Origin of the sequence: Caballeronia fortuita, assembly GCF_001544835.2 — a bacterium.
GTDB lineage: Bacteria > Pseudomonadota > Gammaproteobacteria > Burkholderiales > Burkholderiaceae > Caballeronia > Caballeronia fortuita.
In genome coordinates this window covers 336,460-362,718 of sequence record NZ_FCNX02000004.1, presented here as the reverse complement: position 1 = coordinate 362,718, position 26,259 = coordinate 336,460, and the positions used below count along the sequence as shown (strand labels likewise).

The 26,259-nt window shown below is 64.0% G+C and carries 24 protein-coding genes and 1 tRNA gene; 14 read left to right on the top strand and 11 right to left on the bottom strand.

Annotated features, from left to right (window positions below; all coding sequences use genetic code 11):
- Positions 1-27: 27 nt before the first annotated feature.
- Positions 28-112, bottom strand: a tRNA-Leu gene (locus tag AWB77_RS10720).
- Positions 113-274: 162 nt separating this feature from the next.
- Between AWB77_RS10720 and AWB77_RS10715 the strand changes: the two genes are divergently transcribed.
- Complete coding sequence (locus AWB77_RS10715) at positions 275-1,474, top strand: mechanosensitive ion channel family protein (RefSeq protein ID WP_061134393.1); 1,200 nt, start codon at positions 275-277, stop codon at positions 1,472-1,474.
- 31 nt (positions 1,475-1,505) lie between these two features.
- Here AWB77_RS10715 and AWB77_RS10710 read toward each other — a convergent pair whose 3' ends face one another.
- The gene (locus AWB77_RS10710; RefSeq protein ID WP_061134392.1) at positions 1,506-2,378 is read right to left on the bottom strand and encodes a GNAT family N-acetyltransferase; all 873 of its coding nucleotides are present in this window, start codon (positions 2,376-2,378) and stop codon (positions 1,506-1,508) included.
- 245 nt (positions 2,379-2,623) lie between these two features.
- Here AWB77_RS10710 and AWB77_RS10705 point away from each other — a divergent pair, with 245 nt between their 5' ends.
- The 12 genes from AWB77_RS10705 to AWB77_RS37425 all read left to right on the top strand — a co-directional run bounded on the left by AWB77_RS10705 (position 2,624) and on the right by AWB77_RS37425 (position 15,269).
- Entirely contained in the window at positions 2,624-4,102 is a 1,479-nt protein-coding gene (locus AWB77_RS10705) for an aldehyde dehydrogenase family protein (protein ID WP_061134391.1), read from the top strand.
- 175 nt (positions 4,103-4,277) lie between these two features.
- Positions 4,278-4,946 carry a haloacid dehalogenase type II gene (locus tag AWB77_RS10700; RefSeq protein ID WP_061134390.1) on the top strand — a complete coding sequence of 223 codons (669 nt, stop codon included), beginning with the start codon at positions 4,278-4,280 and terminating at the stop codon, positions 4,944-4,946.
- A gap of 28 nt (positions 4,947-4,974) precedes the next feature.
- Positions 4,975-6,249, top strand: coding sequence for an NAD(P)/FAD-dependent oxidoreductase (locus AWB77_RS10695; RefSeq protein ID WP_061134389.1), 1,275 nt, complete (start codon positions 4,975-4,977; stop codon positions 6,247-6,249).
- Between the two features lie 79 nt (positions 6,250-6,328).
- The gene (locus AWB77_RS10690) at positions 6,329-7,951 is read left to right on the top strand and encodes an ABC transporter substrate-binding protein (protein WP_061134388.1); all 1,623 of its coding nucleotides are present in this window, start codon (positions 6,329-6,331) and stop codon (positions 7,949-7,951) included.
- A 76-nt stretch (positions 7,952-8,027) separates the two neighbouring features.
- Positions 8,028-8,984, top strand: coding sequence for an ABC transporter permease (locus AWB77_RS10685; protein WP_061134387.1), 957 nt, complete (start codon positions 8,028-8,030; stop codon positions 8,982-8,984).
- Positions 8,981-9,913: an ABC transporter permease gene (locus AWB77_RS10680; RefSeq protein WP_061134386.1), complete on the top strand. Its 933-nt coding sequence runs from the start codon at positions 8,981-8,983 to the stop codon at positions 9,911-9,913. Before AWB77_RS10685 ends, AWB77_RS10680 begins: the two co-directional genes overlap by 4 nt.
- Positions 9,910-11,745: an ABC transporter ATP-binding protein gene (locus AWB77_RS10675; protein ID WP_061134385.1), complete on the top strand. Its 1,836-nt coding sequence runs from the start codon at positions 9,910-9,912 to the stop codon at positions 11,743-11,745. The genes AWB77_RS10680 and AWB77_RS10675 overlap by 4 nt, the downstream gene beginning before the upstream one ends.
- Positions 11,742-12,053 (top strand): (2Fe-2S)-binding protein, encoded by a 312-nt coding sequence (locus tag AWB77_RS10670; RefSeq protein WP_061134384.1) that lies wholly within the window; start codon positions 11,742-11,744, stop codon positions 12,051-12,053. Before AWB77_RS10675 ends, AWB77_RS10670 begins: the two co-directional genes overlap by 4 nt.
- Positions 12,038-13,426, top strand: coding sequence for an FAD/NAD(P)-dependent oxidoreductase (locus AWB77_RS10665; RefSeq protein ID WP_061134383.1), 1,389 nt, complete (start codon positions 12,038-12,040; stop codon positions 13,424-13,426). Before AWB77_RS10670 ends, AWB77_RS10665 begins: the two co-directional genes overlap by 16 nt.
- A complete protein-coding gene (locus AWB77_RS10660; protein ID WP_061134382.1) occupies positions 13,423-14,592 on the top strand; it encodes an NAD(P)/FAD-dependent oxidoreductase in 1,170 nt (389 codons plus the stop codon). Before AWB77_RS10665 ends, AWB77_RS10660 begins: the two co-directional genes overlap by 4 nt.
- On the top strand, positions 14,589-14,984 hold the full coding sequence (locus tag AWB77_RS10655) for a helix-turn-helix domain-containing protein (RefSeq protein WP_061134381.1): 396 nt from the start codon (positions 14,589-14,591) through the stop codon (positions 14,982-14,984). Before AWB77_RS10660 ends, AWB77_RS10655 begins: the two co-directional genes overlap by 4 nt.
- 81 nt (positions 14,985-15,065) lie before the next feature.
- Positions 15,066-15,269, top strand: coding sequence for a hypothetical protein (locus tag AWB77_RS37425; protein WP_167354134.1), 204 nt, complete (start codon positions 15,066-15,068; stop codon positions 15,267-15,269).
- 526 nt (positions 15,270-15,795) lie between these two features.
- Here AWB77_RS37425 and AWB77_RS10650 read toward each other — a convergent pair.
- The 8 genes from AWB77_RS10650 to AWB77_RS10615 all read right to left on the bottom strand — a co-directional run bounded on the left by AWB77_RS10650 (position 15,796) and on the right by AWB77_RS10615 (position 24,601).
- Positions 15,796-16,764, bottom strand: coding sequence for a M14 family metallopeptidase (locus AWB77_RS10650; RefSeq protein ID WP_061134380.1), 969 nt, complete (start codon positions 16,762-16,764; stop codon positions 15,796-15,798).
- Positions 16,761-18,233 carry an NAD-dependent succinate-semialdehyde dehydrogenase gene (locus AWB77_RS10645; RefSeq protein ID WP_061134379.1) on the bottom strand — a complete coding sequence of 491 codons (1,473 nt, stop codon included), beginning with the start codon at positions 18,231-18,233 and terminating at the stop codon, positions 16,761-16,763. Before AWB77_RS10645 ends, AWB77_RS10650 begins: the two co-directional genes overlap by 4 nt.
- 17 nt (positions 18,234-18,250) lie before the next feature.
- A complete protein-coding gene (locus AWB77_RS10640; RefSeq protein WP_061134378.1) occupies positions 18,251-19,315 on the bottom strand; it encodes a tartrate dehydrogenase in 1,065 nt (354 codons plus the stop codon).
- A 92-nt stretch (positions 19,316-19,407) separates the two neighbouring features.
- Positions 19,408-19,905 (bottom strand): Lrp/AsnC family transcriptional regulator, encoded by a 498-nt coding sequence (locus AWB77_RS10635; protein ID WP_061134377.1) that lies wholly within the window; start codon positions 19,903-19,905, stop codon positions 19,408-19,410.
- A 43-nt stretch (positions 19,906-19,948) separates the two neighbouring features.
- Positions 19,949-21,358 carry an aspartate aminotransferase family protein gene (locus AWB77_RS10630; protein ID WP_061134376.1) on the bottom strand — a complete coding sequence of 470 codons (1,410 nt, stop codon included), beginning with the start codon at positions 21,356-21,358 and terminating at the stop codon, positions 19,949-19,951.
- 161 nt (positions 21,359-21,519) lie between these two features.
- A complete protein-coding gene (locus AWB77_RS10625; RefSeq protein WP_061134375.1) occupies positions 21,520-22,446 on the bottom strand; it encodes a 2-hydroxyacid dehydrogenase in 927 nt (308 codons plus the stop codon).
- Positions 22,447-22,450: 4 nt separating this feature from the next.
- Entirely contained in the window at positions 22,451-23,323 is an 873-nt protein-coding gene (locus AWB77_RS10620; protein WP_061134468.1) for a GNAT family N-acetyltransferase, read from the bottom strand.
- A gap of 69 nt (positions 23,324-23,392) precedes the next feature.
- Positions 23,393-24,601: a YbfB/YjiJ family MFS transporter gene (locus AWB77_RS10615; RefSeq protein WP_061134374.1), complete on the bottom strand. Its 1,209-nt coding sequence runs from the start codon at positions 24,599-24,601 to the stop codon at positions 23,393-23,395.
- A gap of 97 nt (positions 24,602-24,698) precedes the next feature.
- On the opposite strand from AWB77_RS10615, the gene AWB77_RS10610 reads away from it, so the two are divergent.
- Complete coding sequence (locus AWB77_RS10610; protein WP_061134373.1) at positions 24,699-25,577, top strand: LysR family transcriptional regulator; 879 nt, start codon at positions 24,699-24,701, stop codon at positions 25,575-25,577.
- A gap of 16 nt (positions 25,578-25,593) precedes the next feature.
- On the opposite strand, the gene AWB77_RS10605 is transcribed toward AWB77_RS10610, so the two are convergent.
- The gene (locus AWB77_RS10605; RefSeq protein WP_061134372.1) at positions 25,594-26,187 is read right to left on the bottom strand and encodes a BPSL1445 family SYLF domain-containing lipoprotein; all 594 of its coding nucleotides are present in this window, start codon (positions 26,185-26,187) and stop codon (positions 25,594-25,596) included.
- Positions 26,188-26,259: the final 72 nt, after the last annotated feature.

The window sequence follows — 26,259 nt, the reverse complement described above, 5'->3', positions numbered from 1 at the left end:
AGCGGGCCGCAAGGAAGAGAAGAAGACTGGTGCCCAGGTCGGGACTCGAACCCGAACGCCTCGCGGCGCTACCCCCTCAAGATAGTGCGTCTACCAATTCCGCCACCTGGGCAAGGGGACCGAATTGTAGCGGGAAAATCGTGAGAAGCGAAGGGGCGCGCAGGCATCGTTTCACTGTCGATAATGCCAGCGACACTACTACAATATTCCGCACAGCAAGCGTCACGTCCGATTCGCCTGAACAATCACATCGGTTCGCCCACGGGGAGCGTCCATGTTCGGCAACACCTTGCATTTCGAAGTGGGACCGGACTGGCAGGTCCACGTCGCCACCGAGAGCTGGCTCGTCGCGACCCTGATCGTGGCCGCGATGCTGCTGGGCATTCTGCTCGCGAGCGTCATCTGCTACTACGTGACCCGTTCGGTCATGCTTCTTGTCGTCAGCCGGCTCGCACGCAAGAAAGGGCGCATGTGGCTGGTCGCGGCACAGCGTCATCGCGTGTTTCATCGGCTTGCGCCGCTCGTGCCGGCGGGAATCATCTACGCGTCCGCGCCGCTGCTCACCGGTCTCACGTTTCCGATCATCCCCGCGCTCGGCAAGCCCCTTGCGATTCTCGCGGCCTGCTACATGGTGTACACGCTGGTGCGCGCGGCGCTTGCATTGCGTGACAGCATCGACGAGCGATACAGTCACTTCCCGTCCGCGGGCGAGCGGCCCATCAAGAGCTTTCTGCAGATCGCGACGATCGTCGTATATCTGATCGCGCTGATCGCGGTCGTGTCGTTATTGCTGGAACGATCGCCCGTCTATCTGCTGACGGGTCTGTCGGCGATCACGGCGCTGCTCATCATCATCTTTCGCGATTCGCTGCTCGGTTTCGTCGCGAGCATTCAGCTTGCGGCTTACGACATGCTGCGCGTGGGCGACTGGATCGAAGTGCCGGGTTATGTCGCCGATGGCGTCGTGATCGACATCGCGTTGAACACGATCAAGGTGCGCAACTTCGACAACACCATCGTCATGCTGCCGAGCCAGCTTCTGTTGACGAACAGCGTGAAGAACTGGCGCGGGATGATCGCATCGGGCGCGCGTCGTCTGCGGCACGCGATTCACTTCGACGTGGACACCATCCGCTATCCCGACGATGCATTGCTCGCGCGGCTGCGCGAATCGATTCCGCAACCGCTCGCAATGGAGGAAGGCGAGCGCCGCACGAATCTCGGTTTATATCGCATCTATCTCGGTGCGTATTTTCGCGAGCATCCGGCGGTGCGGCGCGACATGCCGCTCGTGATTCGTCATGTGCAATCGACGACCGCGGTCGTCGCGCTGGAGATATGCCTTTTCATCGACGAGATACGCTGGGAGCGTTACGAGAGTCTGCTCTCCGACATGCTCGATCACGCTTACGGCGTCGTGCCGCTGTTCGGGTTGCGTTGCTGGCAGCGCGAGCGTTCGGTGTCGGCATCGTAGTTTCGACTTCGGCGGCGCGCGCGAAGCCCGATCACCACACCGCCTGACTCGTCAGCGCGAACTGCACGAGCGTCGCATCGGATGATGGCTTGCCATTGGCGGCCATCTGATCGATCGTATCGACGAGCGGCAGGCCGAGCCCTTCGAGCCACGACGATAGCCCATATCGCAACGGCGTATCGACGCGCACGAACATGCCCGCGTTCAGCGCGAGCCAGTAGCTGATCAATGCTTTCGCACGGCTCTGACCGGGCGATTCGGGCGCGATGACCGGGCCGATCACATGACCGTCGCCGAAGCGCCGAAAGAGCGCGAAGCCGATCAGCTCGCCGTCGCGATCGAGCGCGATGCCGCTCGCGATATCGAGCAACGGCGGCATCAGCTCGGTGCGGTCCAGCCCGCTCGCACGCGATGCCAGCGCGGCAAGACGCGGCGTATCTTTCGCGCCGATCGGGCGCAGCCGTTCGCCCGGCGGCAGCGAAACGAGCGGCGGCTGAAACGCCGCGCCCTGATGTTGATGAACGGTGTCGATGTAAGCGAAGCCACGTGCCTCGCACAAGGGCCTGCCTTCGTTCGATGCATGGACCAGCAGCATGCGCGAATCGAACTTCGCACGAAGCCTGTCGAGCAGGGCGCGTCCTATGCCGCGCCGCTGATGCTCCGGCGCCACGATGAACATGCCGAGCGTCGCCGCGTCCGTGCCGAACTGAAATGCGAGCGCCGTGCCGACAAGCGCGCCTTCGCTGTCGACCGCCGCGAAGCCGCTGCCGATACGCGCCGCGAACCGCCAGTCGTCCGCGCGATGCCGCCATTTGACGGACGCCGACAACGCATGCGCCGCGGGGATGTCGTCGAGCGTGAAAGCCCGGTATTCGATCGGATCGTGGTTGTTCGGGCGGGGCACGCGGCCTCCTCACTTTGATGACATTTACCGTGACTGTGACATCGCGAAACGCGCATGGCTAGGACGATCTTCCTGTCCGCGCATGGTGCCCGAGCGTTTCGCGTGGTGCAACGCAAAACCGCGAGTTATCGCGGCGAGAACGCGCGCGCTGTGCTGTATCGGCAATTTTGTCGGCGAAAAATGCCGGCGCGCTAGTCCTACGATGGAGTCATGTCAACGCAACATCACGGAAGAGGACTCACGCAATGGACCGGTTCGATCCTGCCAGCGTCGTCATCAGGAGCGGGCATTTCATCGGCGGCGAACTGATCGATGCGGGCGCGTCGCGTATCGAGGTGACGCGTCCGTCCGATGGACTCGCGTATGCATCGGTGCCGCTCGCCGATGACGCGATGATCGACTACGCCGTGCAGAACGCATACGACGCATTCAAGAAGAGCGATTGGGCACGCCGCGCGCCGCGGGAGCGCGCACGCGTGCTGCGCAAGTTTGCCGATCTCGTCGCCGCCGATGCCGCCACGCTCGCGCCGCTCGAAGCCATCGGCTCGACGCGTCCCGTGCGCGATGCCTACAACTGGGACGTGCCGTTCACCGCCGAGAGCATCCGCTTTTATGCGGAACTCGCCGACAAGATCGGCGGCGATGTGGCGGCGACGGATCATCGGCATCTCGGGATGACGATCGCCGAGCCTTATGGCGTGATCGGCGCGATCGCACCGTGGAACTTCCCGCTCGTGATGGGCATATGGAAGACCGCGCCCGCGCTCGCGGCGGGCAACGCGGTCGTGCTCAAGCCCTCGGAGCTGACGCCGTTCAGCGCGTTGCGTCTCGCTGAACTCGCAGTCGAAGCGGGCGTGCCGCCGGGCATCTTCAACGTCGTTCAGGGCGATGGCCGCACGACCGGCGATGCGCTCGTGCGTCATACGCGCATCGGCAAGGTCACGTTCACCGGATCGACGCGCACCGGCGCCGCGATCATGGCCGCGTGCGCGGAAACGGGCACAAAGCCCGTCACGCTGGAACTCGGCGGCAAAAGCCCGCAAATCGTGTTCGCCGATGCACCGCGCATCGATGAAGTCGCGCGGCGCATCGCGGGCGCGATCACCGGCAACGCGGGGCAAGTGTGCGTCGCGGGCTCGCGCCTGCTCGTGCAACGCGACATCGCCGATGAACTGACGGATCGCATCGCACAGGTCTTCGGCGAACTGAAGGCGGGTGCGACGTGGGCCGAGGGCACGACCTTGCCGCCGATCATCTCGGAGCAGCAGGCGCAACGTATCGATGGAATCGTTCAACGCAGCATCGCGAACGGCGCGACCTTGCGATACGGCGGCAAGCGCGCCGATGCCGCGACGCCTGGCGCGTTTTACGCTCCAACCTTGTTGTGCGATGTCACGCAGCAAAGCGATGCCGTGCGCAGCGAGATCTTCGGCCCGGTGCTCACTGTGCAGTCGTTCGATACGGAAGAAGAGGCGCTCGAACTCTCGTCGCATCCCGACTACGGATTGGCCGCTGGCGTGCATACGGCGGATATCGGCCGCGCGTTGCGCATGGTGCGCGGCATCGAGGCGGGCACCGTATGGGTGAATCGCTATGGACGCACGAGCGATTTCGTGATTCCGACGGGCGGCTACAAGCGCTCGGGCATCGGCAAGGATCTCGGGCGGCAGGCTTACGAAGCGAATCTGCGCTTCAAGAGCGTGCTCATCGACACGGAAGTCTGAAGCGCACGTTCGTGCAAAAAAGTACGCCGCATTTTCTGCTGTGGCGACGCCTCAGAACGCATGAGTTATGTCGTCGCGAGGCACGATTCAACGCCATCAGTCATTTTTGCCTTGTTTAAATTTTCTCGACACAACGCTGTTCCTTGCTCAACCAACACACGACAGGACTGACACCATGATCGATTTCGAGCCGAAGTACATCACGTTCGACTGCTACGGCACGCTGACGAAATTCCGCATGGCCGACATGGCCCGCGAGATGTACGCCGACCGCCTGCAAGGCGATGACCTCGAGCAGTTCGTCAAGTTCTTCGCGGGCTATCGCCGCGACGAAGTGCTCGGCGCATGGAAGCCGTATCGCGATGTGATCGTCAATTCGGTGCGCCGTGCATGTGCGCGCATGAATGTCGAATTCAACGAAGCGGAAGCAGAAAAGTTTTACCTCGCCGTGCCGACCTGGGGCCCGCACCCGGACGTGCCGGAAGGTCTCTCGCGTCTTGCCACGAAGTACAAGCTCGTGATTCTGTCGAACGCATCGAACGATCAGATTCAAAGCAACGTCGACAAGCTGGGCGCGCCGTTTCATCGCGTGTTCACGGCGCAGCAGGCCCAGTCGTACAAGCCGCGCATGCAGGGATTCGAATACATGTTCGATCAGTTGAACTGCAATCCGGAAGACGTGCTGCATGTGTCGTCGAGCCTGCGCTATGACCTCATGACCGCGCACGACATGGGCATCAAGCACAAGGCGTTCGTCAAGCGCGGCCACGAGCCGGGTACGCCGTACTACGAGTATTACGAAGTGGACACCATCGGCGATCTGGCCGGTCAGCTCGGTCTGTAATTCAAGCCACTTCACGCGAGCAACGCCGATGAAACTCGACTCCTACTGGCTCGATACCGCGCCTTCGATCATCTCGACGTGCGAAGGCCCGGCCGATGGTCAGGCCGATGTCGCCGTGATCGGCGGCGGGTTCACGGGCCTGTCGGCGGCGCTCGCGCTGGCAAAGCACGGCGCATCGGTTGCCGTGCTCGATGCCGGCCGCATCGGCGGCGGCGCGTCGGGACGCAATGGCGGCCAGTGCAACACGGGCGTCGCGCAGGATTACGCGGCGCTGCGCTCGCAACTTGGCGTGGAGCGCGCGCAAGGCTGTTATCGCGCGTATGCGGCGGCGGTGAGCACGGTCGAGCGTCTGATACGCGAAGAGAACATCGATTGCGACTATCTCGCGTCGGGCAAGCTCAAGCTCGCCGCGAAGCCGCATCATCTCGAACACATCGCGACCACAGCCGAATTGATCCGGCGCGAAGTCGATCCGGACGTCGAACTGCTCGATCGCGATCAGGTCCGCAACGAAGTGCAGTCCGATGCCTTTCACGGCGGCTTGCTGCAACGTCACGGCGGACAGATGCACATGGGCAAGTTTGCAGCCGGACTTGCGAATGCAGCCGCACGACAAGGCGCGCGTCTTTACGAGCATGCCGCAGTTGCGGCGATCACGAAGGAAGGCGGCGCGTATCGTATCGATTCGAAGCGCGGCACCTTGCGCGCGAAGCAGGTGCTGATCGCGACCGGCCCTTCGAAACATGGCCCGTTCGCGTGGTATCGGCGCAGGCTCGCGCCGGTCGGTTCGTTCATCATCGTGACCGAGCCACTGCCGGCGGAACAACTGAAGCAACTGCTGCCGCAACGCCGCTCGTACACGACGAGCCGCCTGATGCATAACTATTTCCGCGTGACGCCCGATGCACGTTTGCTGCTCGGCGGGCGCGCGCGGTTCACTGCATCGGAGCGTCCATCGGATGCAAAGAGCGGACGCATACTGCAAGCGAATCTCGCAGCGATTTTCCCGAGTCTCGCCGAGGCGCGTATCGACTATTGCTGGGGCGGTCTCGTCGATATCACCGCGGATCGCCTGCCGCGCGCGGGCCAGCACGACGGCCTTTATTTTTCGATGGGCTACAGCGGCCACGGCACGCAGATGTCGACGCACATGGGCCAGATCATGGCCGACGTGATGAACGGCAACGCCGATGCGAACCCGTGGCGCGACTTCGACTGGCCCGCGATTCCGGGCCATACGGGCAAGCCCTGGTTCCTGCCGCTCGTCGGCGCGTACTACTCGATCAAAGACGTCTTTTATTGAAGCATCGACAGTAAGGAAAGACGGCCTTCACTCAATAACGAGCCGTCGCATACCCACAGTCCCTATCGCGGAGAAGTTCATGAGCATCGACACCTCGCCTGAAGCACTCGTTCACGCCGATGCCGGCAAACGCCTGGAAGAGCTGACGCGCCGTGGCGCATCGCGGCGCAACGTCCTTCGCGCGATGGCCGCCGGCGGACTCATGTCCGTGACGGGCGCGGGGTTGCTCACCGCGAGCGGCGCGGCCTTCGCGCAGGACAAGCCGAAGCAGGGCGGACGCATCCGCGTGGCGACGCAATCGTCCTCCGCCGCCGATACGCTCGATCCCGCGAAGGGCGCGCTCGGTACCGACTATGCGCGCGCGTTCATGTTCTACAGCGGACTGACCGAGCTCGACCATCATCTCGGCGCGAAGATGGCGCTCGCGGAATCGCTCGATACGAAAGACGCAACGGTGTGGGTCGTGAAGCTGAGGAACGGTGTGCAGTTCCACGACGGCAAATCGCTCGCGCCGCAGGACGTCATCTATTCGCTGATGCGCCATAAGGACCCGGCGGTCGGCTCGAAGGCGAAGACGCTCGCCGATCAGTTCAAGGAGATCAAGGCCACCGGCCCGAACGAGCTCACGATCACGCTGTCGGGTGCGAATGCGGACCTGCTGGTGATTCTCGCGGACTCGCACTTTCTCATCATCAAGGACGGCACGACGGACTTCAAGACGGCCATCGGCACGGGTCCGTTCAAGCTCAAGGAATTCGCGCCGGGCGTGCGCACGGTCGGCGTGCGCAACGAGAAGTACTGGAAGCCGGGCATGCCGCATCTGGACGAAGTGGAACTCATCGGCATCGCGGACGAACCCGCGCGCGTGAATGCGCTGATGTCCGGCGACGTGCAGCTCATCAACGCGGTGAGCGCGCGCTCGACCGAGCGCATCAAGGGCACGCCTGGCTTCAACGTGCTGGAAACGAAGACGGGGCAGTACACCGACCTCATCATGCGCGACGACGGCGGCATCACCGGCAATGCGGATTTCCGGCGCGGCATGATGTACCTGATGGATCGTGAGCAGATGCGCAAGACGATCTTTCGCGGCTATGGCGCGATCGGCAACGATCAGCCTATCGATCCGAGCAACAAGTACTACATGGCGGGCCTGCCGCAACGCGGCTTCGATCCGGACAAGGCCAAGTTCCACTTCCAGAAGGCGAAGCTCGGCAGCGCGCCGATTCAACTGTACGCATCGCCGGCGGCGGAAGGTTCCGTCGAAATGGCCGTGCTGATGCAGCAGGTCGCGCCGCAAGCGGGCATCAATCTGCAAGTGACGCGCGTGCCTTCGGATGGCTACTGGTCGAATCACTGGATGAAGCATCCGCTCGGCTTCGGCAACATCAACGCGCGCCCGAGCGCCGACGTGATCTTCACGCAGTTCTTCAAGTCCGATGCACCGTGGAACGAAGCGAACTGGAAGAACGCACAGTTCGACCAGATGCTCGTCGCCGCGCGCGGCGAGCCGGACGATGCGAAGCGCAAGAAGATCTACGGCGACATGCAGGAGCTCGTGCATAGCGATGGCGGCGTCGGCATTCCGATGTTCCAGAGCTCGCTTGACGCGCATACGTCGAAGCTGAAGGGACTGAGCGGCATTCCGCTCGCGGGGCTGATGGGATGGATGTTCGCGGAGAACGTGTGGCTCGAAGCATGAGTGCGCTTTAGCAGCGCGCGCGCCACGGCTTCGTGGCGCGCAATCAAACCTTCAACGAGAGAGAGGCGTATATCCGATGAAAGCTCATGCGCAACGACTCGTCGCCGCGCGCCTCGGCCTCGCGCTGCTCACGCTCCTGATCGTGTCGATGGTCGTGTTCGGCATCACCGGCCTCTTGCCCGGCGATGCCGCGCAGCAGGCGCTCGGCCAGGCGGCGACGCCCGAGCAGGTTGCCGCGCTGCGTCATCAGTTCGGCCTCGATCAGCCCGCCGTCACCCGCTATTTCCAATGGCTGCTGCATGTCGTGACGGGCAACTTCGGCACGTCGCTGTCGAACAATCTGCCGGTCAGCGAACTCATCGCCACGCGCCTGCCGAATTCGCTCGTGCTCGCGGGATTGACCGCGCTGGTGTCGGTGCCGGTCGCGTTGTTCATCGGCATTCTGTCGGCGATGTATCGCGGCTCGCTCGTCGATCGCGCGCTCAACGTGCTCACGCTGTCGACGGTGGCGGTGCCCGAGTTTCTCGTCGCGACCATCGCCGTCCTGATCTTCGCGGTGAAGCTGCGCTGGCTGCCGGCGCTCTCGTATCTGTCGGATGTCTCTTCGTTCGGCGCGCTCGTGCGCACCTATGCGATGCCCGTGATGACGCTCTGCTGCGTGATCGTCGCGCAGATGGCGCGCATGACGCGCGCGGCGGTGCTCGATCAGCTCAATGCGTCGTATGTAGAAATGGCGTTGTTGAAGGGCGCGTCGCCGGTGCGCGTCGTGTTGCGGCATGTGTTGCCGAACACGATCGGACCGATTGCGAATGCGGTTGCGCTGTCGCTGTCGTATCTCTTCGGCGGCGTGGTGATCGTCGAATCGATCTTCAACTATCCCGGTCTCGCGAGCCTCATGGTCGATGCCGTCACCAATCGCGACATGCCGCTCGTGCAGGGCTGCGTGATGGTGTTCTGTGCGGCCTATCTCGCGCTCGTGCTCATCGCCGATCTGGCTCAGATCGTCTCCAACCCGAGGCTGCGTCAACGATGAATCGGAACGTCTCTTCTCACGCCACGACCGTGCTATACGATCAACCTCCCGGCGATGCGCCTCAGGAGCAGGCGCACGTCGCCGTCAGGCGCGGACGGTTGAGCCGCCTCGTCAGCCGCTTTTCGGTGCTGGGGCTGATCGGCCTTTTCATCGTCGTGTTCTGGCTCGTGGTCGCGTTCGTCGGACCCGTCGTCGCGCCGTATAAAGGCGGCGCGTTCACGTCGACGGAAATTTTCGCCTCGTTCAGCGCGGCGCATCTGCTCGGCACCGATTATCTCGGCCGCGACATGCTGAGCCGCATTCTCTACGGCACGCAATACACGGTCGGTCTCGCGCTCGCCGCGACACTCGCCGCGAGCCTCATCGGCACGTTCTTCGGTCTCGTCGCCGCCGTGTCGGGACAATGGGTCGATGAAGTGCTGAGCCGTCTGTTCGATGCGCTCATCTCGATCCCGAGCAAGATTCTCGCGCTCGTCGTGATCGCGGCATTCGGCTCGTCCATTCCGATGCTGATGATGGTCGCCGCGCTCGCCTACATCCCCGGCGCGTTCCGCATTTCGCGCTCGCTCGCGGTCAACATCATGACGCTCGAATACGTGCAGGTCGCGAAGGCGCGCGGCGAGAAGCTCTTCTATATCGCGCGTGTGGAAGTGCTGCCCAACATGATTCATCCGATGCTCGCGGATTTCGGCCTGCGCTTCGTGTTCATCGTGTTGCTGCTCTCGGGCCTGAGCTTTCTCGGTCTCGGCGTGCAGCCGCCGAACGCGGACTGGGGCTCGCTCGTGCGCGAGAACATCGGCGGGCTTGCAGAAGGCGCGCCCGCCGTGCTGATGCCGGCTGTCGCCATCGCGACGCTGACCGTCGGCGTGAATCTGCTAATCGACAGCTTGCGTCGTCATGGCGCGCGTTCGCATGGAGGTGGCCAATGACGACGAACATGATCGAAGTGAAAGGCTTGCGCGTTGTCGCGGGCGCGGCGCCGGATCCCGTCGTCGAGATCGTGAAGGACGTCGACTTCAACGTGAAGAAGGGCGAAGTGCTCGCGCTGATCGGCGAGTCGGGCTCGGGCAAGACGACCATCGCGCTCGCGCTGCTCGGCTATGCGCGCGGCGGATGTTCGATCGCGGGCGGCTCGGTGAAGATCGGCGCTACGGATGTATTGTCGCTCGACGCGAAGGGCCGCCGCGCGCTGCGTGCGCGCACGATCGCGTATGTCGCGCAGAGCGCATCGGCGGGCTTCAATCCGGCGCGCACGATCATGGATCAGGTCACCGAGCCCGCGCTGCTGCACAAGCTCATGACGCCCGCCGCGGCGCGTCAGAAAGCTATCGGCCTGTTTCGCTCGCTTGCGTTGCCGAATCCCGAGAGCATCGGCGACAGATATCCGCATCAGGTGTCGGGTGGCCAGTTGCAGCGTTTGATGGCGGCGATGGCGCTCATCACCGATCCCGCCGTCGTCGTGTTCGACGAGCCGACCACCGCGCTCGATGTGACCACGCAAATCGAAGTGCTCGCCGCGTTCAAGAGCGTGGTGCGCGAACTCGGCACGACGGCCGTGTACGTATCGCACGATCTCGCGGTGGTCGCGCAGATGGCGGATCGCATCGTCGTGTTGAACGGCGGACGCGTGCGCGAGAACGGCACGACCGCGCAAGTGCTCGATGCGCCCGCCGACGAATACACGCGTCAGTTGCTCGCCGCAACGCGCCGCCCGGAAGTGGAACTCGCAACGCCCGATGCGGCACGCGCCGTCCCGCTGCTCGAGATACGCAATCTGAGCGCGGGCTATGGACGCGTCGACGCGCACGGCGTGCCCGCCGTGCGCGTGCTCGACGACGTGAGTCTAAAGATCGCGCGCGGCAGCACGCTCGGCGTGATCGGCGAATCGGGCTCGGGCAAGACGACGCTCGCGCGTGTGATCGCGGGCCTCGTCGAACGCGCGCGCGGCGACGTGCTGCTCGACGGCAAGCCCTTGCCCGCGAAGTTGTCGGCGCGCACGCTGGAGCAGTACCGGCGTGTGCAGATCGTGTTTCAGAACGCGGATACCGCGCTGAACCCGAGCCGCACCATCGCCGACATTCTCGCACGGCCGATGAATTTCTATCACGGCCTGCGCGGTGCCCAAGCGCAAAAGCGCATGCTCGAACTGCTCGATCTCGTGAAGCTCCCCGCATCGATCGCGAAGCGTCAGCCGGGCGGTCTTTCGGGCGGACAGAAGCAGCGCGTGAATCTCGCGCGTGCGCTCGCGGCGAATCCCGAACTCATTCTTTGCGATGAAGTCACGTCCGCGCTCGATACGGTCGTCGGCGCGGCCATCCTCGATCTGCTCGCGGAATTGCGCCGCGAACTGAACGTGTCGTACATGTTCATCAGCCACGACATCTCGACGGTGCGGGCGATCTGCGATGAAGTCATCGTGCTGTATGCGGGCCAGTGCGTCGAAGCGGGCCAGCGCGATGCGCTTTCGCGTCCGCCGTATCACCCTTATACGGGCTTGCTCGTCGATTCGGTGCCCGCGCTGCGTCCCGGCTGGCTCGATTCGCGCCGCGCAATGGCGCTCGGCGCATTGCCCGCGCTCGGCCCCGAAAGCGATGTGCCCGAGCTGTGTAGCTTCCGTTCGCGTTGTGCTGCGCGCATCGACGGCAAGTGCAACGTGACGCCGCCCGCGAAGAAGACCTTGCCATCGGGCGCGCAGATTCTTTGTCATCACAGCGCCGGCGATCTCGCGCGCATGCAGTCGATCGAAACGGTGACGGCATGAGCGGACGTTTCGTGAGAGTCGCGGAGACGGGGCGCAGGATGTTCGATATCGTCATCGACGGCAAGCGCGCGCTCGCAGCCGAAGGCGATACGTTGATGGTCGCGCTGCTCACATCGCAGGAAGCCTTGCGCGATTCCGAATTCGGCGATGGCCGCCGCGCGGGATTCTGCGTGATGGGCGCGTGCCAGGACTGCTGGGTGTGGACCGAAAGCGGCGATCGCGTGCGCGCATGCACGACGCAGGCGGTCGAAGGCATGTCGATCGTCACGCGTCTTTCGGCGGCGGAGGGCGTATGGCCACGAGCGTGATCGTGATCGGCGCGGGACCGGCGGGCGTGCGCGCGGCGCAGGCGTTCGTCGAAGCGGGCTTGCGTCCCATTGTGATCGATGAAGGCAGGCGCGATGGCGGACAGATTTATCGTCGGCAGCCGGAAGGGTTCACGCGCACGTATGAGACCTTGTACGGCACCGAAGCCGGGCGCGCGCGTGCGCTGCATGCAGCGTTCGATGCGTTGCGACCGAAGATCGATTACGTGCCCGATACGCTCGTATGGAACATCGAGCCGAATGCGGTGCATGTGGTGAGCGGCACGCGTCATCGCAAGATCGCGTTCGATGCGCTCGTCATTTGCAGCGGCGCGACGGATCGGACGATGCCGGTTGCGGGCTGGCATCATGCGGGCGCGTATAGCCTGGGCGGCGCGCAGGTCGCGCTGAAATCGCAGGGCTGCGCAATCGGATCGCGCGTCGTGATGATGGGCACGGGACCGCTGCTCTATCTCGTCGCCGCGCAGTACGTGAAGGCGGGCGCGACGGTCGCCGCCGTGCTCGACACATCCACGATGGCGCATCGTCTGCGCGCGTTGCCGCAATTGCTCGCGATTCCATCGGCGTTGAAGAAGGGCATCGCGTTGATGCGCGTGCTGAAGGATGCGCGCGTGCCGGTTCATCGCGGTATCACGCCGGTCGAGATTCGTGGCACGTCCGAGCATGGCGTGCAGGGCGTGCGTGTCAGACAAGCCGATGGCGCGATGCTCGAAGTGGATTGCGATGCCGTCGCGCTCGGTTATCACCTGCGTTCGGAAACGCAACTCGCCGATCTCGCGGGCTGCGGGTTCCGCTTCGATCAGGCGTTGCAGCAATGGCTTCCCATCGCCGATGAAGACGGCCGCAGCGACGTGAAAGGCGTCTATCTCGCAGGCGATGGCGCGCGCGTGCGCGGTGCCGATGCAGCCGAGCACGCGGGACGTCTTGCCGCGCTCGCGGTGTTGAAGGATATCGGCATCGAGAGCAACGAAGACGCAGCGGGCGCGTTGCGTTTGCAATTGCATCGTTTCACACGTTTCGCATCGGGCTTGCGCACCGCGTTTCCGTGGCCCGCGCGCTTTGCCGCCGCATTGCCCGATGAAGCCATCGTTTGCCGATGCGAAGCGATTACCGCAGGCGATCTGAGGCGCGTCGTGGGCGAGATGGGCGCGAAGGAGGCGAATCGCGCGAAGGCGTTTTCGCGCGTCGGCATGGGACGATGCCAGGGCCGCTTCTGCGCGCATGCGGGCGCGGAAGTCATCGCGGCGGCTGCGTGCGTGCCGCTCGAATCGGTCGGACGTCTGCGCGGACAGGCGCCGGTCAAACCGCTGCCGATGGCGCTCGCGCCGCACGAAGACATGGAGACGAGCGAATGAACGAGCGCGCCGATGTGATCGTGATCGGCGGCGGCATCGTCGGCACGACGACCGCTTTCTTCTTGCGCCGCCGCAAGCGTTCGGTGATCCTGCTCGAACGCGGTCTCACGGGACAGCAGGCGAGCGGCGTGAACTTTGGCGGCGTGCGCCGGCAAGGCCGCGCGCTCGAACAACTCGCGATGTCGAATCGCGCGCTGCAAACGTGGCGGCGTTCGCGCGAACTGCTCGGCGAAGACATCGAGTTCCTGCCATCGGGACATACGCGCGTGTGCTATCACGCGCACGATGCGGAGTACTTTCATCGCTATGCCGCCGATGCGCGCGCACACGATCTCGATCTCGAAGTGCTCGAAGGCGCGGCCATGTTCAAGCGCTTTCCGTTTCTCGGCCGCGATGTGCTCGCCGCATCCATTTCGCCGCTCGACGGTCATGCGAATCCGCGTCTTGCCGCGCCCGCGTTCGGGCGTGCGGCGGCGCGGCTCGGCGCACGCATCGTCGAGAACACGGAGGTCGTGCGCATCGAAAAGGAGCCGGGCGGTTTTCGCGTGGAAAGTGCGAGCGGGGACGTGTATCGCGCGGAGCAAGTGCTGATCTGCGCGGGCGCGTGGGCCAACACGTTATCGACGCAATTCGGCGAGCCGGTGCCGCTCGTCGCGCGCGGCCCGCAAATGGCGGTCACCGAACCCGTGCCTTACGTCTTCAAGTTTTCGATGGGCGTGTACACGTCGATCAAGGAAGAGAGCGTGTATTTCCGGCAAGTGGAGCGCGGCAATATCGTGCTCGGCGGCGGCCCGCCCGGTCCCGCCGATGCGAGCACGCGGCGCGCATCCGTGCTGCCCGCGAACACCATCGCGCAGATGGCGCAGTTTCGCCGCATGGTGCCCGCGATGCGTCCGTTGCATGTAATTCGTGTGTGGAGCGGCGTTGAAAGCTATCTGCCGGACTCGGAGCCGGTGATCGGTCCGAGTTCGAAAGCCGATGGCCTGTTCTATGCGTTCGGCTTCAGCGGATCGGGCTTTCAGATCGGGCCGGGTGTCGGCGAAACGCTGGCCGAACTGCTCGATACGGGCAGTACGCCGATCGATCTCTCGTCGTTCTCCATCAGCCGGTTTCAGCGCGCTTCGTCGACGCACGCGCAATCTCTAACCTCCGAGACTTCGCCATGAGCCAAGCCAATCTGGTCGACGCGCTCGCCTATATCGAAGCCAATTTCGACAAGACCGTGAGCCTCGCGCAACTCGCGGATCTTTCGGCGCTGAGCGTATCGCGCTTCGCCACCGTGTTTCGCGAACGATTCGGGTTGTCGCCGTACAAGTATCTGTGCGAGTTGCGTGTGCGGCGGGCGCAGACGTTGTTGCTCGCGGGCGTGCCGGGATCGGTCGTTGCGACGGAAGTGGGCTTCTTCGATCAAAGCCATCTGGCGCGGCATTTTAAGCGATTGTGCGGCATGACGCCGAGCGCCTTCGTCGAACGTGCGAGACGAAAAGCGCGTTCCGCGGAAATCGATGCGGGCATGAGCAAACGCGCTCTTGCGTTCGGTGCTGCGAGCGTGGCTTGACGCTTCGATTTTCGGCTGAAGCAACGCCGGCGTGATCGGCTTATCCAATCGTGCGCTTAGAAGATCACTTAGAGCTTGCGCATGGTTTCATCGACTTCCCATGTGCCTTCGGTGTTCGCCGCGAAGAAGAGCGTATCGCCACCCTTGGTGGTTTTGGGTTTTCTTGCTTTTGGGCTTTTTGCCGGATCCCGTTTTCTTTGTGGTTTATTAGCACTGCCCCTGTGCGGGGCGGCAGTCACTTTCTTTGCTGCTGCAAAGAAAGTAACCAAAGAAAGCAGCTTCTGATACGCCCGCGGTCACACGCACGTTGGGTAGTCCTCTCGTCCACCGTGGCACTCGCCTAACGAGTGCCCTCATCACAATCACCCGGCTTGGATCGCGCACGGTCTGACGCATCGCGTCGCATGGCTCGTTGGTTCAGCACCAAATAGCTCCGGCCCGCTACGCGGCCGACCGGTTGTCTGGGTCTGCGTGCGCTTCTTTCTCGTCGGTTTCCTTCGCATACCCGGCGGCAGCGCGTAGCGCTGTGCCGATGCTATTTCGTGCTGAACCAGTGCCTTTGGCGTTATGGCTAGCCAGATCGTGCGCGATCCAAGCCCGAGTAGGATTGTGAGGGCACTCTTTAGGCGAGTGCCGCCTCGGACGAGAGAACTACTCAACGTGCGTGTGACCGCGGGCTTGAAAAGCTGCTTTCTTTGGTTACTTTCTTTGCAGCAGCAAAGAAAGTGACTGCCGCCCCGCACAGGGGCAACGCTAATAGACCACAAAGAAATCGGGATCCGGCAAACAAAAACCCCCGCCCAACGCGACCCTAAGCAACCCGAACACGCCGTTCGATCTTCCCCAACCGTACAACGGTCACGCCCGGCCGCAATTGCCGCAACGACGGCATCACGAGCATGCAATCGTCATACGGCGTCTGAACCGCAACGCCATCGGACCAGCCAATCACGCTGCCCGCATCAGGAAACACTTCGAGCCCGGTGTAATCGTCGGCGAAGCGGAAGTCCATGCTCTTCGCGACGACCGGTTCCGTCACGCGCACGACGAGCATCTCTTGCGGCGATGCCTGAATCCATCCAGCAGGCAAGTCTTCCTTATCAATCACGCCAGACAACAGCAGAAAGCGCGCAGTGACGTCTTGCGCGACCGTGACCGCGCTCGCTTCCCAATGCTGTCCGCATTCGATGAGCAACGCGTTCTTGCCGCTCGACGGATCGCCAAAGCCTTCGTAATCGCGCATGCGCCGGCCCTCGGGATGGCCTTCGTCGCAGATGACCGTTGCGGGCGTGCCGAGCCTCGCCGACAGATCGATGCCTTTATCGAGCGGCCCCGCGACGATCAGCGGCTTGCTCTTCTCGTGCATCGAATGAAGATCGAGCAGCAGGTCCACCGTATCGATGACAGGCCGCATCGCGCGGGCGCGGCGCAGTTCGCTCGAATCGCGCGATGTGTCATCGAGCGCCTGCGCCGTCCACACGCGATTGAAGTCCTGATCGACGAAGCGCGATGCATCGGGCTTGCCCGCATCGAAACGCGCGTAGGCATCGACGTTGGCGAAAGCGAGCGTCAGCTTGCCGCGTCGCGGCCTCAATCCGGCGCGCAACAAGGCATCGACGACGATCGCGCCGCACACTTCGTTGCCATGCGTGAGCGCATTGATCATCACGTGCGGACCGTCGATGCCCGAATCGAACGTATGCACATATGGCACGCCCGCGTTGCCCGCTGCATGGGCCGAGATATCGGGGACTGCGATCTCGATCGGATACGCGTTCATTCGAGACCGCCCTGGCAGAGATATTTGATCGACAGGTAATCGTCGAGGCCGTACTTCGAGCCCTCGCGCCCGTAGCCCGATTCCTTCACGCCGCCGAACGGCGCGGCTTCGCTCGATATCGCCCCTTCGTTGATGCCGACGAGTCCCGATTCGAGCAACCGCGACACGCGCTCGATGCGCTTCAGATTCTGGCTGTAGAAGTAGGCGGCGAGGCCGAACGGCGTGTCGTTGGCGGCGCGGATCGCTTCGGCTTCGTCGTCGAAACGAAAGAGCGGCACGACCGGACCGAAGGTTTCTTCACAGCTCAATTGCATCTCGGGCGTGGCGTCGACGAGCACGGTCGGCGCGAAGTAGTTCGGCCCGCGATTTGCAAGACGCTTGCCGCCGGTGAGCGCGCGTGCGCCGCGTTTGAGCGCGTCGTCGACATGACGCTCGATCTTGTCGACCGCCCGCGCGTTGATCATCGGGCCGATCTGCGCATCGGGATCGGTTGCGGGCGCGACCTTCAACGCGGCGACGCGCTTCGCGAGCATGTCGGCGAACTTGTCGTACACGGACGACTGGACATACACGCGATTGGGGCACACGCAAGTCTGTCCGCCGTTGCGGAATTTCGATGCCATCAATCCGGCAACGGCGGCATCGAGATCCGCATCGTCGAACACGATGAAGGGCGCATTGCCGCCGAGCTCGAGCGAGAGCTTCTTCAACGTGCCCGCCGATTCGCGCGCGAGATACTTGCCCACCGGCGTCGAGCCGGTGAATGTGATCTTGCGCACGCGGCCGTCTTCGAGCCAGTCCGCGACCGCGTCCTGCGCGTGCTCGCGCGATGCGCTGATGAGGTTCAACACGCCCGCCGGCACGCCCGCTTCATGCGCGAGCATCACGAGCGCGAGCGCCGTGAGCGGCGTGTCTTCAGCCGGCTTGCCAATGACCGTGCAGCCCGCCGCAAGCGCGGGCGCGATCTTGCGCGCGATCATCGCGAGCGGAAAATTCCACGGCGTGATGGCCGCGACGATGCCGACCGGTTCCTTCACCGCGCTCATGCGCTTGCCGCGTTGCTGCTGCGGAATGATGTCGCCGTAGATGCGCGCGGCTTCATCGGCGAACCATGCAACATAGGACGCGCCGTACATCACTTCGCCACGGCCTTCCGCGAACGGCTTGCCTTGTTCCAGGGAGATGAGACGCCCGAGCGTATCCGCATTCTCGACGATCAGCGCATGCCAGCGATGCAGCACCGCGGCGCGATCCTTTGGCAGCGTATCGCGCCATGCGGGGAACGCGCGTGCAGCGGCATCGGTGGCGGCGCGGGCATCGGCGGGGCCGCTATCGGCCACTTGCGCGATGATTTCGCCCGTTGCGGGATCGGTGACGGCGAAGCGTCTTCCGCTTGCAGCGGCCACCCATTTGCCATCGATGAAATTGTCCGCGCGAATCAGCTCGCTCAATTCGTATCGTTGCGCCATGATGTTCTCCAGATAAGTCAGGCGAGCCTTTGCGCAATGGCAGCGCCGACTTCCGCCGTGTTCGCGCGGCCGCCGAGATCGCCGGTATGCGGGCCTTCCTTCAACACGGCGGTGATCGCTGCGAGCATCGCATCGTGCGCGTCGCGCTCGCCGAGAAAGTCCAGCATCATCGCGGCGGACCAGATCATCGCGACCGGATTGGCGATGCCCTTGCCCGCGATGTCCGGCGCGGAACCGTGCACCGGCTCGAACAGCGAGGGGAAATTGCGCTCCGGATTCATGTTGGCGGACGGCGCGATGCCGATGGTGCCCGTGCAGGCGGGACCGAGGTCCGAAAGAATGTCGCCGAAGAGATTGGTCGCGACGACGACATCGAAACGATCGGGATTCAACACGAAGCGCGCGCACAGAATGTCGATGTGCTGCTTGTCCCATTTCACTTCGGGATACTGCGCGGCGATTTCGGCGGCGCGCGCATCCCACCACGGCATGCTGATCGAAATGCCGTTGCTCTTGGTCGCGACGGTGATCGTCTTCTCGCGCTTCTGCGCGAGATCGAAAGCGAACTTCAATACGCGTTCGGCGCCCTTGCGCGTGAAGATGGATGTCTGCGATACGAACTCGCGCTCGGTGCCTTCGAACATCGTGCCGCCGACCGACGAATACTCGCCTTCGGTGTTCTCGCGCACGATCATGAAGTCGATATCGCCTGCCTTGCGATTGGCGAGCGGCGAGGGCACGCCATCGAAGAGACGCGCGGGACGCAGATTGATGTATTGATCGAACTCGCGGCGGAACTTGAGCAGCGAGCCCCACAGCGAGACGTGGTCGGGCACGGTGTCGGGCCATCCGACCGCGCCGAAAAGAATCGCATCGGCGTCTTGCAGTTGCGCCTTCCAGTCGACCGGCATCATCTGGCCGAACTGCGCGTAGTAATCGCAACTGGCCCATTCGATATGCCGGTATTCGAATTCGATGTCGAAGCGCTTGCTCACCGCGTCGAGCGCGCGCAACGCTTCGGGCATCACTTCCTTGCCGATGCCGTCGCCCGGAATCACGGCAATACGATATGTGCTGGACATGTGCTACTCCGCGTGAAAATGATCGACGATAAAAAGCACGCGCGTGCATAAAGCGCGCGCGTGCATTCGCGCCAAAAGTGGAGGCGCGCGCCTCAGTGATGGTGCTGCGAGAAGAGCGTTTCGAGCGGGTAATGCGTCTTCACGAACGACGTCTTGATGATGACGTAGCTGAAGTATTTCTCGATGCCGATGCCGCGCTCCAGCAGCCCTTCGATGATACTTTGATAGTGACTGACGCTGCGCGTGACGAACTTGAGCAGATAGTCGTAGCCGCCGCTCGCGAGATGACATTCGACGATCTCGTCGACATCCTTCACCGCGTTTACGAAGTTGATGAAATCTTCGCGGCGATGATCGGCGAGCGTGACTTCGGTGAAGACCACTTGTACATCGCCGAGCTTTTCGAGTTGAATCTGCGCGCCATAACCGACGATATAACCCGCTTTCTCCAGCCGTTTCACGCGAATCAGGCAAGGGCTGGGCGACAGACCGACCGCATCGGCGAGTTCCACGTTCGTGATGCGCCCGCGCTTCTGCAATTGCGCGAGGATGCGCAGATCGATTCGGTCCAGCTTGCTGTCGGTGCTCATCGCGGCGGGTCGGGTCTCGCATGTCGGCGGTCGGTCGATGTTATCACGCAGCCGCGCGGGACTTGAAGCCCGATCCGCCTTCCAGCGCGGCGCGCACTTCGCCTTGCGCGAGCACATCGTCGAGGGTTTTCGTGAGGCGCTCGAACAGCATGTCGAAGTCTGCTTCCGTATAGCAGAGCGCGGGCGCGAAGCCGAGGATGTTGTCGCCGAATGCGCGGAACACTAGGCCGTTCCCATACGCGGCGGCAGCGATGCGGTCCGGCAGTTTGAGCGAAGCATCGAAGCCGCGCTTGCTGTCTTTATCGGCGACGAGTTCGAGCGCGCCGAGCATGCCGCGATGACGCGAATCGCCGACGAGCGGATGATCGAGCAACGCATCGAGGCCAAGCGCGAAACGCGGGGCGAGTGACTGTGCATTCGCGAGCAGTCCGCCTTCGTGATAAAGCCGCATCACTTCGAGGCCGATCGCCGCGCTCACCGGATGCGCCGAATACGTGTGACCATGACCGATGGGCGCGGACACATCGCCGCCATCGGCGATGCCCTGATAGACCGCATCGGACATGAGGACCGCGCCCATCGGCGCATAGCCAGCGGTGAGGCCCTTCGCGACCGTCATCAGGTCAGGCTCGACGCCTTCGCCTTCGCACGCGAAGAGCGGACCGGTGCGGCCGAAGCCGGTGATGACTTCATCGGCGACGAAGAGGATGTCGAGCTTGCGGCACGCTTCACGCATCGCTTTCAGCCAGCCCACGGGCGGCACGATCACGCCGCCCGAGCCTTGAATCGGCTCGCAGAAGAAGGCCGCGACGTTGTCCGCGCCGAGTTCCGCGACCGTCGCTTCGAGCGCGCGCACCGAGGCCGCGATGAGCGCGGCCTCATCGGCGTAATCGTTGCGATACGCATACGGCGACGGAATGTGATGCTGCGTCGGCAGCGGCAGATCGAAGTTGCGATGAAACGCGGGCAACGCTGTCATGCCCGCGCCGACCGACGACGATCCGTGATAGCCGCGTTGCAGCGCGATGAAATGCTTCTTCGACGGACGGCCGGTCGCGTTGTAGTAGTGCGTGATGAAGCGCAGCGCGGAATCGACGGCATCGGAGCCGCCGAGCGTGAAGTACACATGTTGCAGCGATGCGGGCGCGAGTTCGACGAGCTTCGCCGCGAGTTCGATCGCGGGCTCGGAGCCAAAGTGGAAATAGCCCGTGGCGTAGGGCAGTTTCGCCATCTGCTTCGCAGCGGCCTCGACGATGCTCGCGTGTCCGTAACCCGTGTTCACGCACCACAGGCCCGAGAATGCATCGAGCAGTTCGCGGCCTTCGATATCGCGCAGGAACACGCCATCGGCGGAATCGAGCACGGTGACGCCGCGCGCTTCGTGCGCGCGATAGCTGACGACAGGATGAATCAGATGCTTACGGTCGGACTCGACAAGCGACTTGATCGACATAATGCGGCTCTCTCTTCGCGAAGGGGCGGAATGGCTCTTGACCGTTTCATGGTATCGGCAGAGCCGCATTGCGCGCATCGCCAAAAAAACCGCTAAAAAGCGAATCCTCCGCGTTTTGCGGGGCACGCGCAGCATTTTCTGCTGCGCGCGCTCTCGACGGTTCAATAGCCGCGCGCGCGGTCGATTTCGCCGATCATGCGTTCCCCTGCGCGATGACGCCGCAGGTTGTCGAGCACCACGTCGACGGCGGATTCGGGGCGCGTCGCGCTCGCGATATGCGGCGTCAGACGCACGCGCGGATGCGTCCAGAAGGGATGCCCCGCCGGCAAGGGTTCGGGCTCGGTGACGTCGAGAATGGCGGCATGCAGATGGCCGCTGTCGAGTGCATCGAGCAAATCGTGCTGATTCACATGCGGGCCGCGCCCGACGTTGATGAACGATGCGCCCTTCGGCAAGGTCTCGAATACATGTTTGCCGATGAGTCCGCGCGTCGCGTCCGTGAGCGGCAGCAGGCACACGAGGATATCGGTGCGCGCGAGAAACGCATCGAGCGATTCCGCGCCCGCGTGACATTCGACACCGTCGATCTCATGCCGCGAACGGCTCCAGCCCGCGCAATCGAAGCCGAAGAGACGCAGCGTCTTCAGCACGGCGGTGCCGAGCATGCCGAGGCCGAGCACGCCGACGCGCCGTGTCGAAGCTGCGCGCACGGGCATCTCGCGCCACACGCGCTCGCGTTGCTGCGCGGCGTAGTCGAAGAGATCGCGATGAATCGTGAGCACGGCTTGCGTGACATATTCGACCATGCCTTCGACGATGCCCGGCTCGGTCATGCGCACCACTGCGACATGCGGTGGCACGCCGGAGAGATCGAACTGATCGATGCCCGCACCGACCGAGAAGATCACTTCGAGATTGGGGAAAGTCCGCATGACATCGGCGGGCGGCTGCCACGCGGCGAGGTAGCGCACGGCGTTCGCATCGCCGATATCGGGCCATACGCGAAACGGCACGCCGGGCGCTTTCTGCGCGAAGTGCGCGGCCCATTGCCTGCCGCGTTCGGGATCGGCTTTATAGAGGATCGTCATGGCTTCAACCGAGCGCCTGATTGACGATAGCGAACTGCACGACCGATGGATCATGCGGCGGCGTGCCGTTGCGCGCCATTTTGACGACCGTATCGACGCGCTTCAACCCGATATCGCCGAGCCACGCCGACAGGCCGCTTTCATCGGGCGTATCGATGCGCGTGAACCGGTCTTCGTTATGCGCGAGCCAATGCGCGATCAACGCCTGCGCGCGCCGCGCGTGCTGACCGTCGTGCGTGACGGAGACGACCGGGCCGATCGCATGACCGCGTCCAAACTCGCGGATGAGCGCGAAGCCGAGCACGTCGCCGTCGCGTTCTAGCACGACGCCCCGGGCGACATCGAGCAGCGCGGGCAGGAGCGCGCTTCTGTCGAAGCCGCTCGCGCGCGAGGCGAGGGCGATCAGCGTGGCCGTGTCGCGAGGCTCGATCTCGCGCAGACGTTCGCCTTGCGCGAGATCGATGCGAGGCACTGTGAAATCGGCGGATTGATGCTGATGTATCGCACCGATGCGCTCGAAGCCGAGCCTGGCGTAAAGCGGCTCGCCCGCGGGCGTAGCGTGCAGCATGGTGATGCGCTCGCCGAGCGCGTCGAGCAGCAGTTCCATCAGCTTGCGGCCAATGCCCTTGCCCTGACAGTCCGGCGCGACGATCACCATGCCGAGCGATCCGCCGCCGTCGCCATACTTCCAGAAGAGCGCCGTGCCGACGACACGCCCGCCGTCCTGCGCGATGAAGCCCGCGCCGGCATCGAGCACGAAACGCCAGTCATCGGCGCGATGCGGCCATTTCGCTTCGACCGAAAGCGCATGCGCCGCGGCGATGTCGTCGGTGGTGAAAGGGCGGTAGACGAGAGTGGATGTTTCGACTGCGGACACGGCATGCTCCACGTAAGAGGATGCCCGTCACTCTGACACGCGCCCTCGCGCGCGGCTAGGACGATCCTGCTACGCGGCGCGCGCGTCGCGGCGCAATCCGAGCCACACCAGACCGGCCGCGCCGAGCCCGAGCGCGGCGGCCGCGATCCATAACGCGATGGAGAACGACCCGGTGTGCGCGGCGATCGGCGCGGCGACGAGCGGTCCCGCGATCTGACCGACGCCGTACGAAGCCGTCGCGTAACCCATCAGGCCCGCAGCAGCCTCGCCGCGCAAACGGCGCGCTTCGCGCATCGCGAACAGCGTGATCGCCGTGAAAGGCAAGCCCAGCAGCAAACTGCCGATACCGAAACCGAGCGCATTTGGAAACACGATGCCGAGCAAAATGCCGAGCGCCTGGATCACATAGCACGCCGCCGAGAGCAGCCGGTTGTCCCACGCGAGCGGCAGCCGCGCGGCGACGAGCGCGCCCGCGATCAGCGCGAGTCCGAACGCCGGCCAGAAGAGATCGGGCCACGGCGAGTCCGGCAAGGCTTGCCGCGCGATGACGGGCAGAAAGGTCGCGGTGATGATGTAACCGAAGCCCGCGAGGCTATAGAGTCCGACGAGACCGATCGAATCGGCGCGCGCCGATGCATGCTGCATGCCTGCTTCGGTGCGGGCCTGGTCACGCATCGCCGATGCCGCCGGCGCGCGATGTGCAAACGTCTTCCACACGAACGCGCCCGCCACCGCCGAGCAGACCGCGAAGCCGATCCATACCGACGGCGCGGACACGCCGAGCGACGCGGCGAGCGCGCCGAGCAGACCAGTCGCGACGATGCCCACGCCCGGCCCCGCGTAGATCACGCCGCCGAGTCCGTGCGCGTCCAGTTCGGCGAGCCGCCGCAAGCCCCATTGCGACGCGAACACGAAAGCCCACGCGCTGACGGCGCCCGCCGCGAAGCGTATCGCGGCCCACACCCAGAAGAGATGGACGACACCCATCGCGAGCGTCAGCACGATCGTCCACGCGAGCGCGAGCCGCACCATGCGCGCGTGATCGATGCGGATCGCCGCGCACGACAGCGCCCCGATCAGATAACCGGCGTAATTGGCCGATGCGAGCCAGCCGCCGTGACGGATATCGAGCGCGCCGCTCTTGAGCATCAGCGGCAAGAGCGGCGTGAACGCAAAGCGACCGACGCCGAGCGCCACCGCCAGCACGACGGCGCACGCGAGCGCGGCGTTTCGCGCGTGATGCGCGGGCAGCGACGAAACCTGAGCGGGCGTAGCCATGAATCGACGAACCAAGTGAGGGATAAACGCATCCTAGCTTGACCGACCTATCTTGAAAAATGAATAATCGAGATACGATCAATCTTCGTAAAAGATCATGGATTTGTCTGCATTGACGATTTTTCGGGCCGTCGTGCGCGAAAACGGGGTGACGCGCGCGGCCGCAAAGCTCAACCGCGTGCAGTCGAACGTGACGACGCGCATCCGTCAGCTCGAAGAAACGCTCGGCACCGATCTTTTCATCCGCGATGGCCGGCGGCTCGTCCTGACGCCGGCCGGCGAGACCTTGCTGCCCTATGCCGAACGTCTGCTCGCGCTTGCGGACGAAGCGCGTCACGCGGTCAGCGAGAATCGTCCGCAAGGCCGTTTGCGCCTCGGAACGATGGAAAGCACGGCCGCGAGCCGTCTGCCGCGCGTGCTGGCGGCGTATCACCGGCGCTGGCCGGAAGTGACGCTCGAACTGACGACGGGCGTAACGCGCGCGCTCATCGAAAGCGTGCGGTCGTTCGAAGTCGACGCGGCGGTCATGGCGCGCCCGTTCGAAGCCGATGCGCTACCTGAAGCGCAATTTGAAAGCGTGCCGGTGTTCGAGGAGGAGCTGACGCTCGTCACGCCGCGCGGCCAGCTTCCCGCGACGATGGCGCGCGAGAAGGCCGGCCTTACGCTCGTCGCGTTCGAGCGCGGCTGCGCGTATCGCTCGTATGCGATGCGCTGGTACGAGCAACAAGGCATCCGTCCGGCGCGGGTGCTGGAGCTCGGTTCCTATCATGCGATCGTCGCGTGCGTGGCGGCGGGCGCGGGCGTCGCGGTGGCGCCGCGCTCGGTGCTCGCGCTGGCGCATCTCGACGACGAAGTCGACGTGCATTCGATGGGCGCGTTCGGGCGTATCGAGACCTTGCTCGTGTGGCGCAAGGGGCACTTCTCGGCGGCGCTCGACGCGATGCGCGAACTGCTCGTGCGCCCTTCGGAAATATGATCCGGAATCCGAACGATTACGAACCGAGCCTGCTCACCTTTGTGCCTTCGAGCGACACGCCCGCCATGAGACCCGCATTCGTCAGCACAAAGACCTCGACCGGATTCAACGCCGTGGTCGTATCGAGCTGGCCGTTGGCGCCGAGCTTCGCCACGGCGACGGTCGCATCGGTTCCGACGGCCCAGCCGTCGCGCTGGCGAAACAGCGCGAGGGCGTCGTCGGTCAGGAACACATAGATGAGCGCCTTCGACTGCGCGCCGATCTGCAAGCCGAAGGAACCGCCCGCCGTGCTGTAGTAACCGTCGGTGCGGCCATCGACACGCAATGCGCCTTCGCCGTATTGCGCGCCGAGCCAGAAGCCCGCCGCGATCACGCGAGGAAAGACGAGCACGCCGCGCGCCTTGTTGACGAGCTCGCGCGAGCCGCTCACGGAGACATAGAGGCGTTGCAGCGTGGCATCGACGGCGGCGTCGATGGCGCGATCGCGATCGGCCGTGCCCGCTGCCGTTTCTCCCGCCGATGGACCCGTGGCGGTGCATCCGCTCACGCACAGCGCCGCCGCTGCAATGCCGCCGGCCAGCAAGAGACGCCTTTTGTTCTTCTGATTCATCCGCTTCCCCTGATCAACAGTTCGTAGGCTTTCGCACTATACAAGCAGTCATGCGGCGTGTGTGCGCGCAGG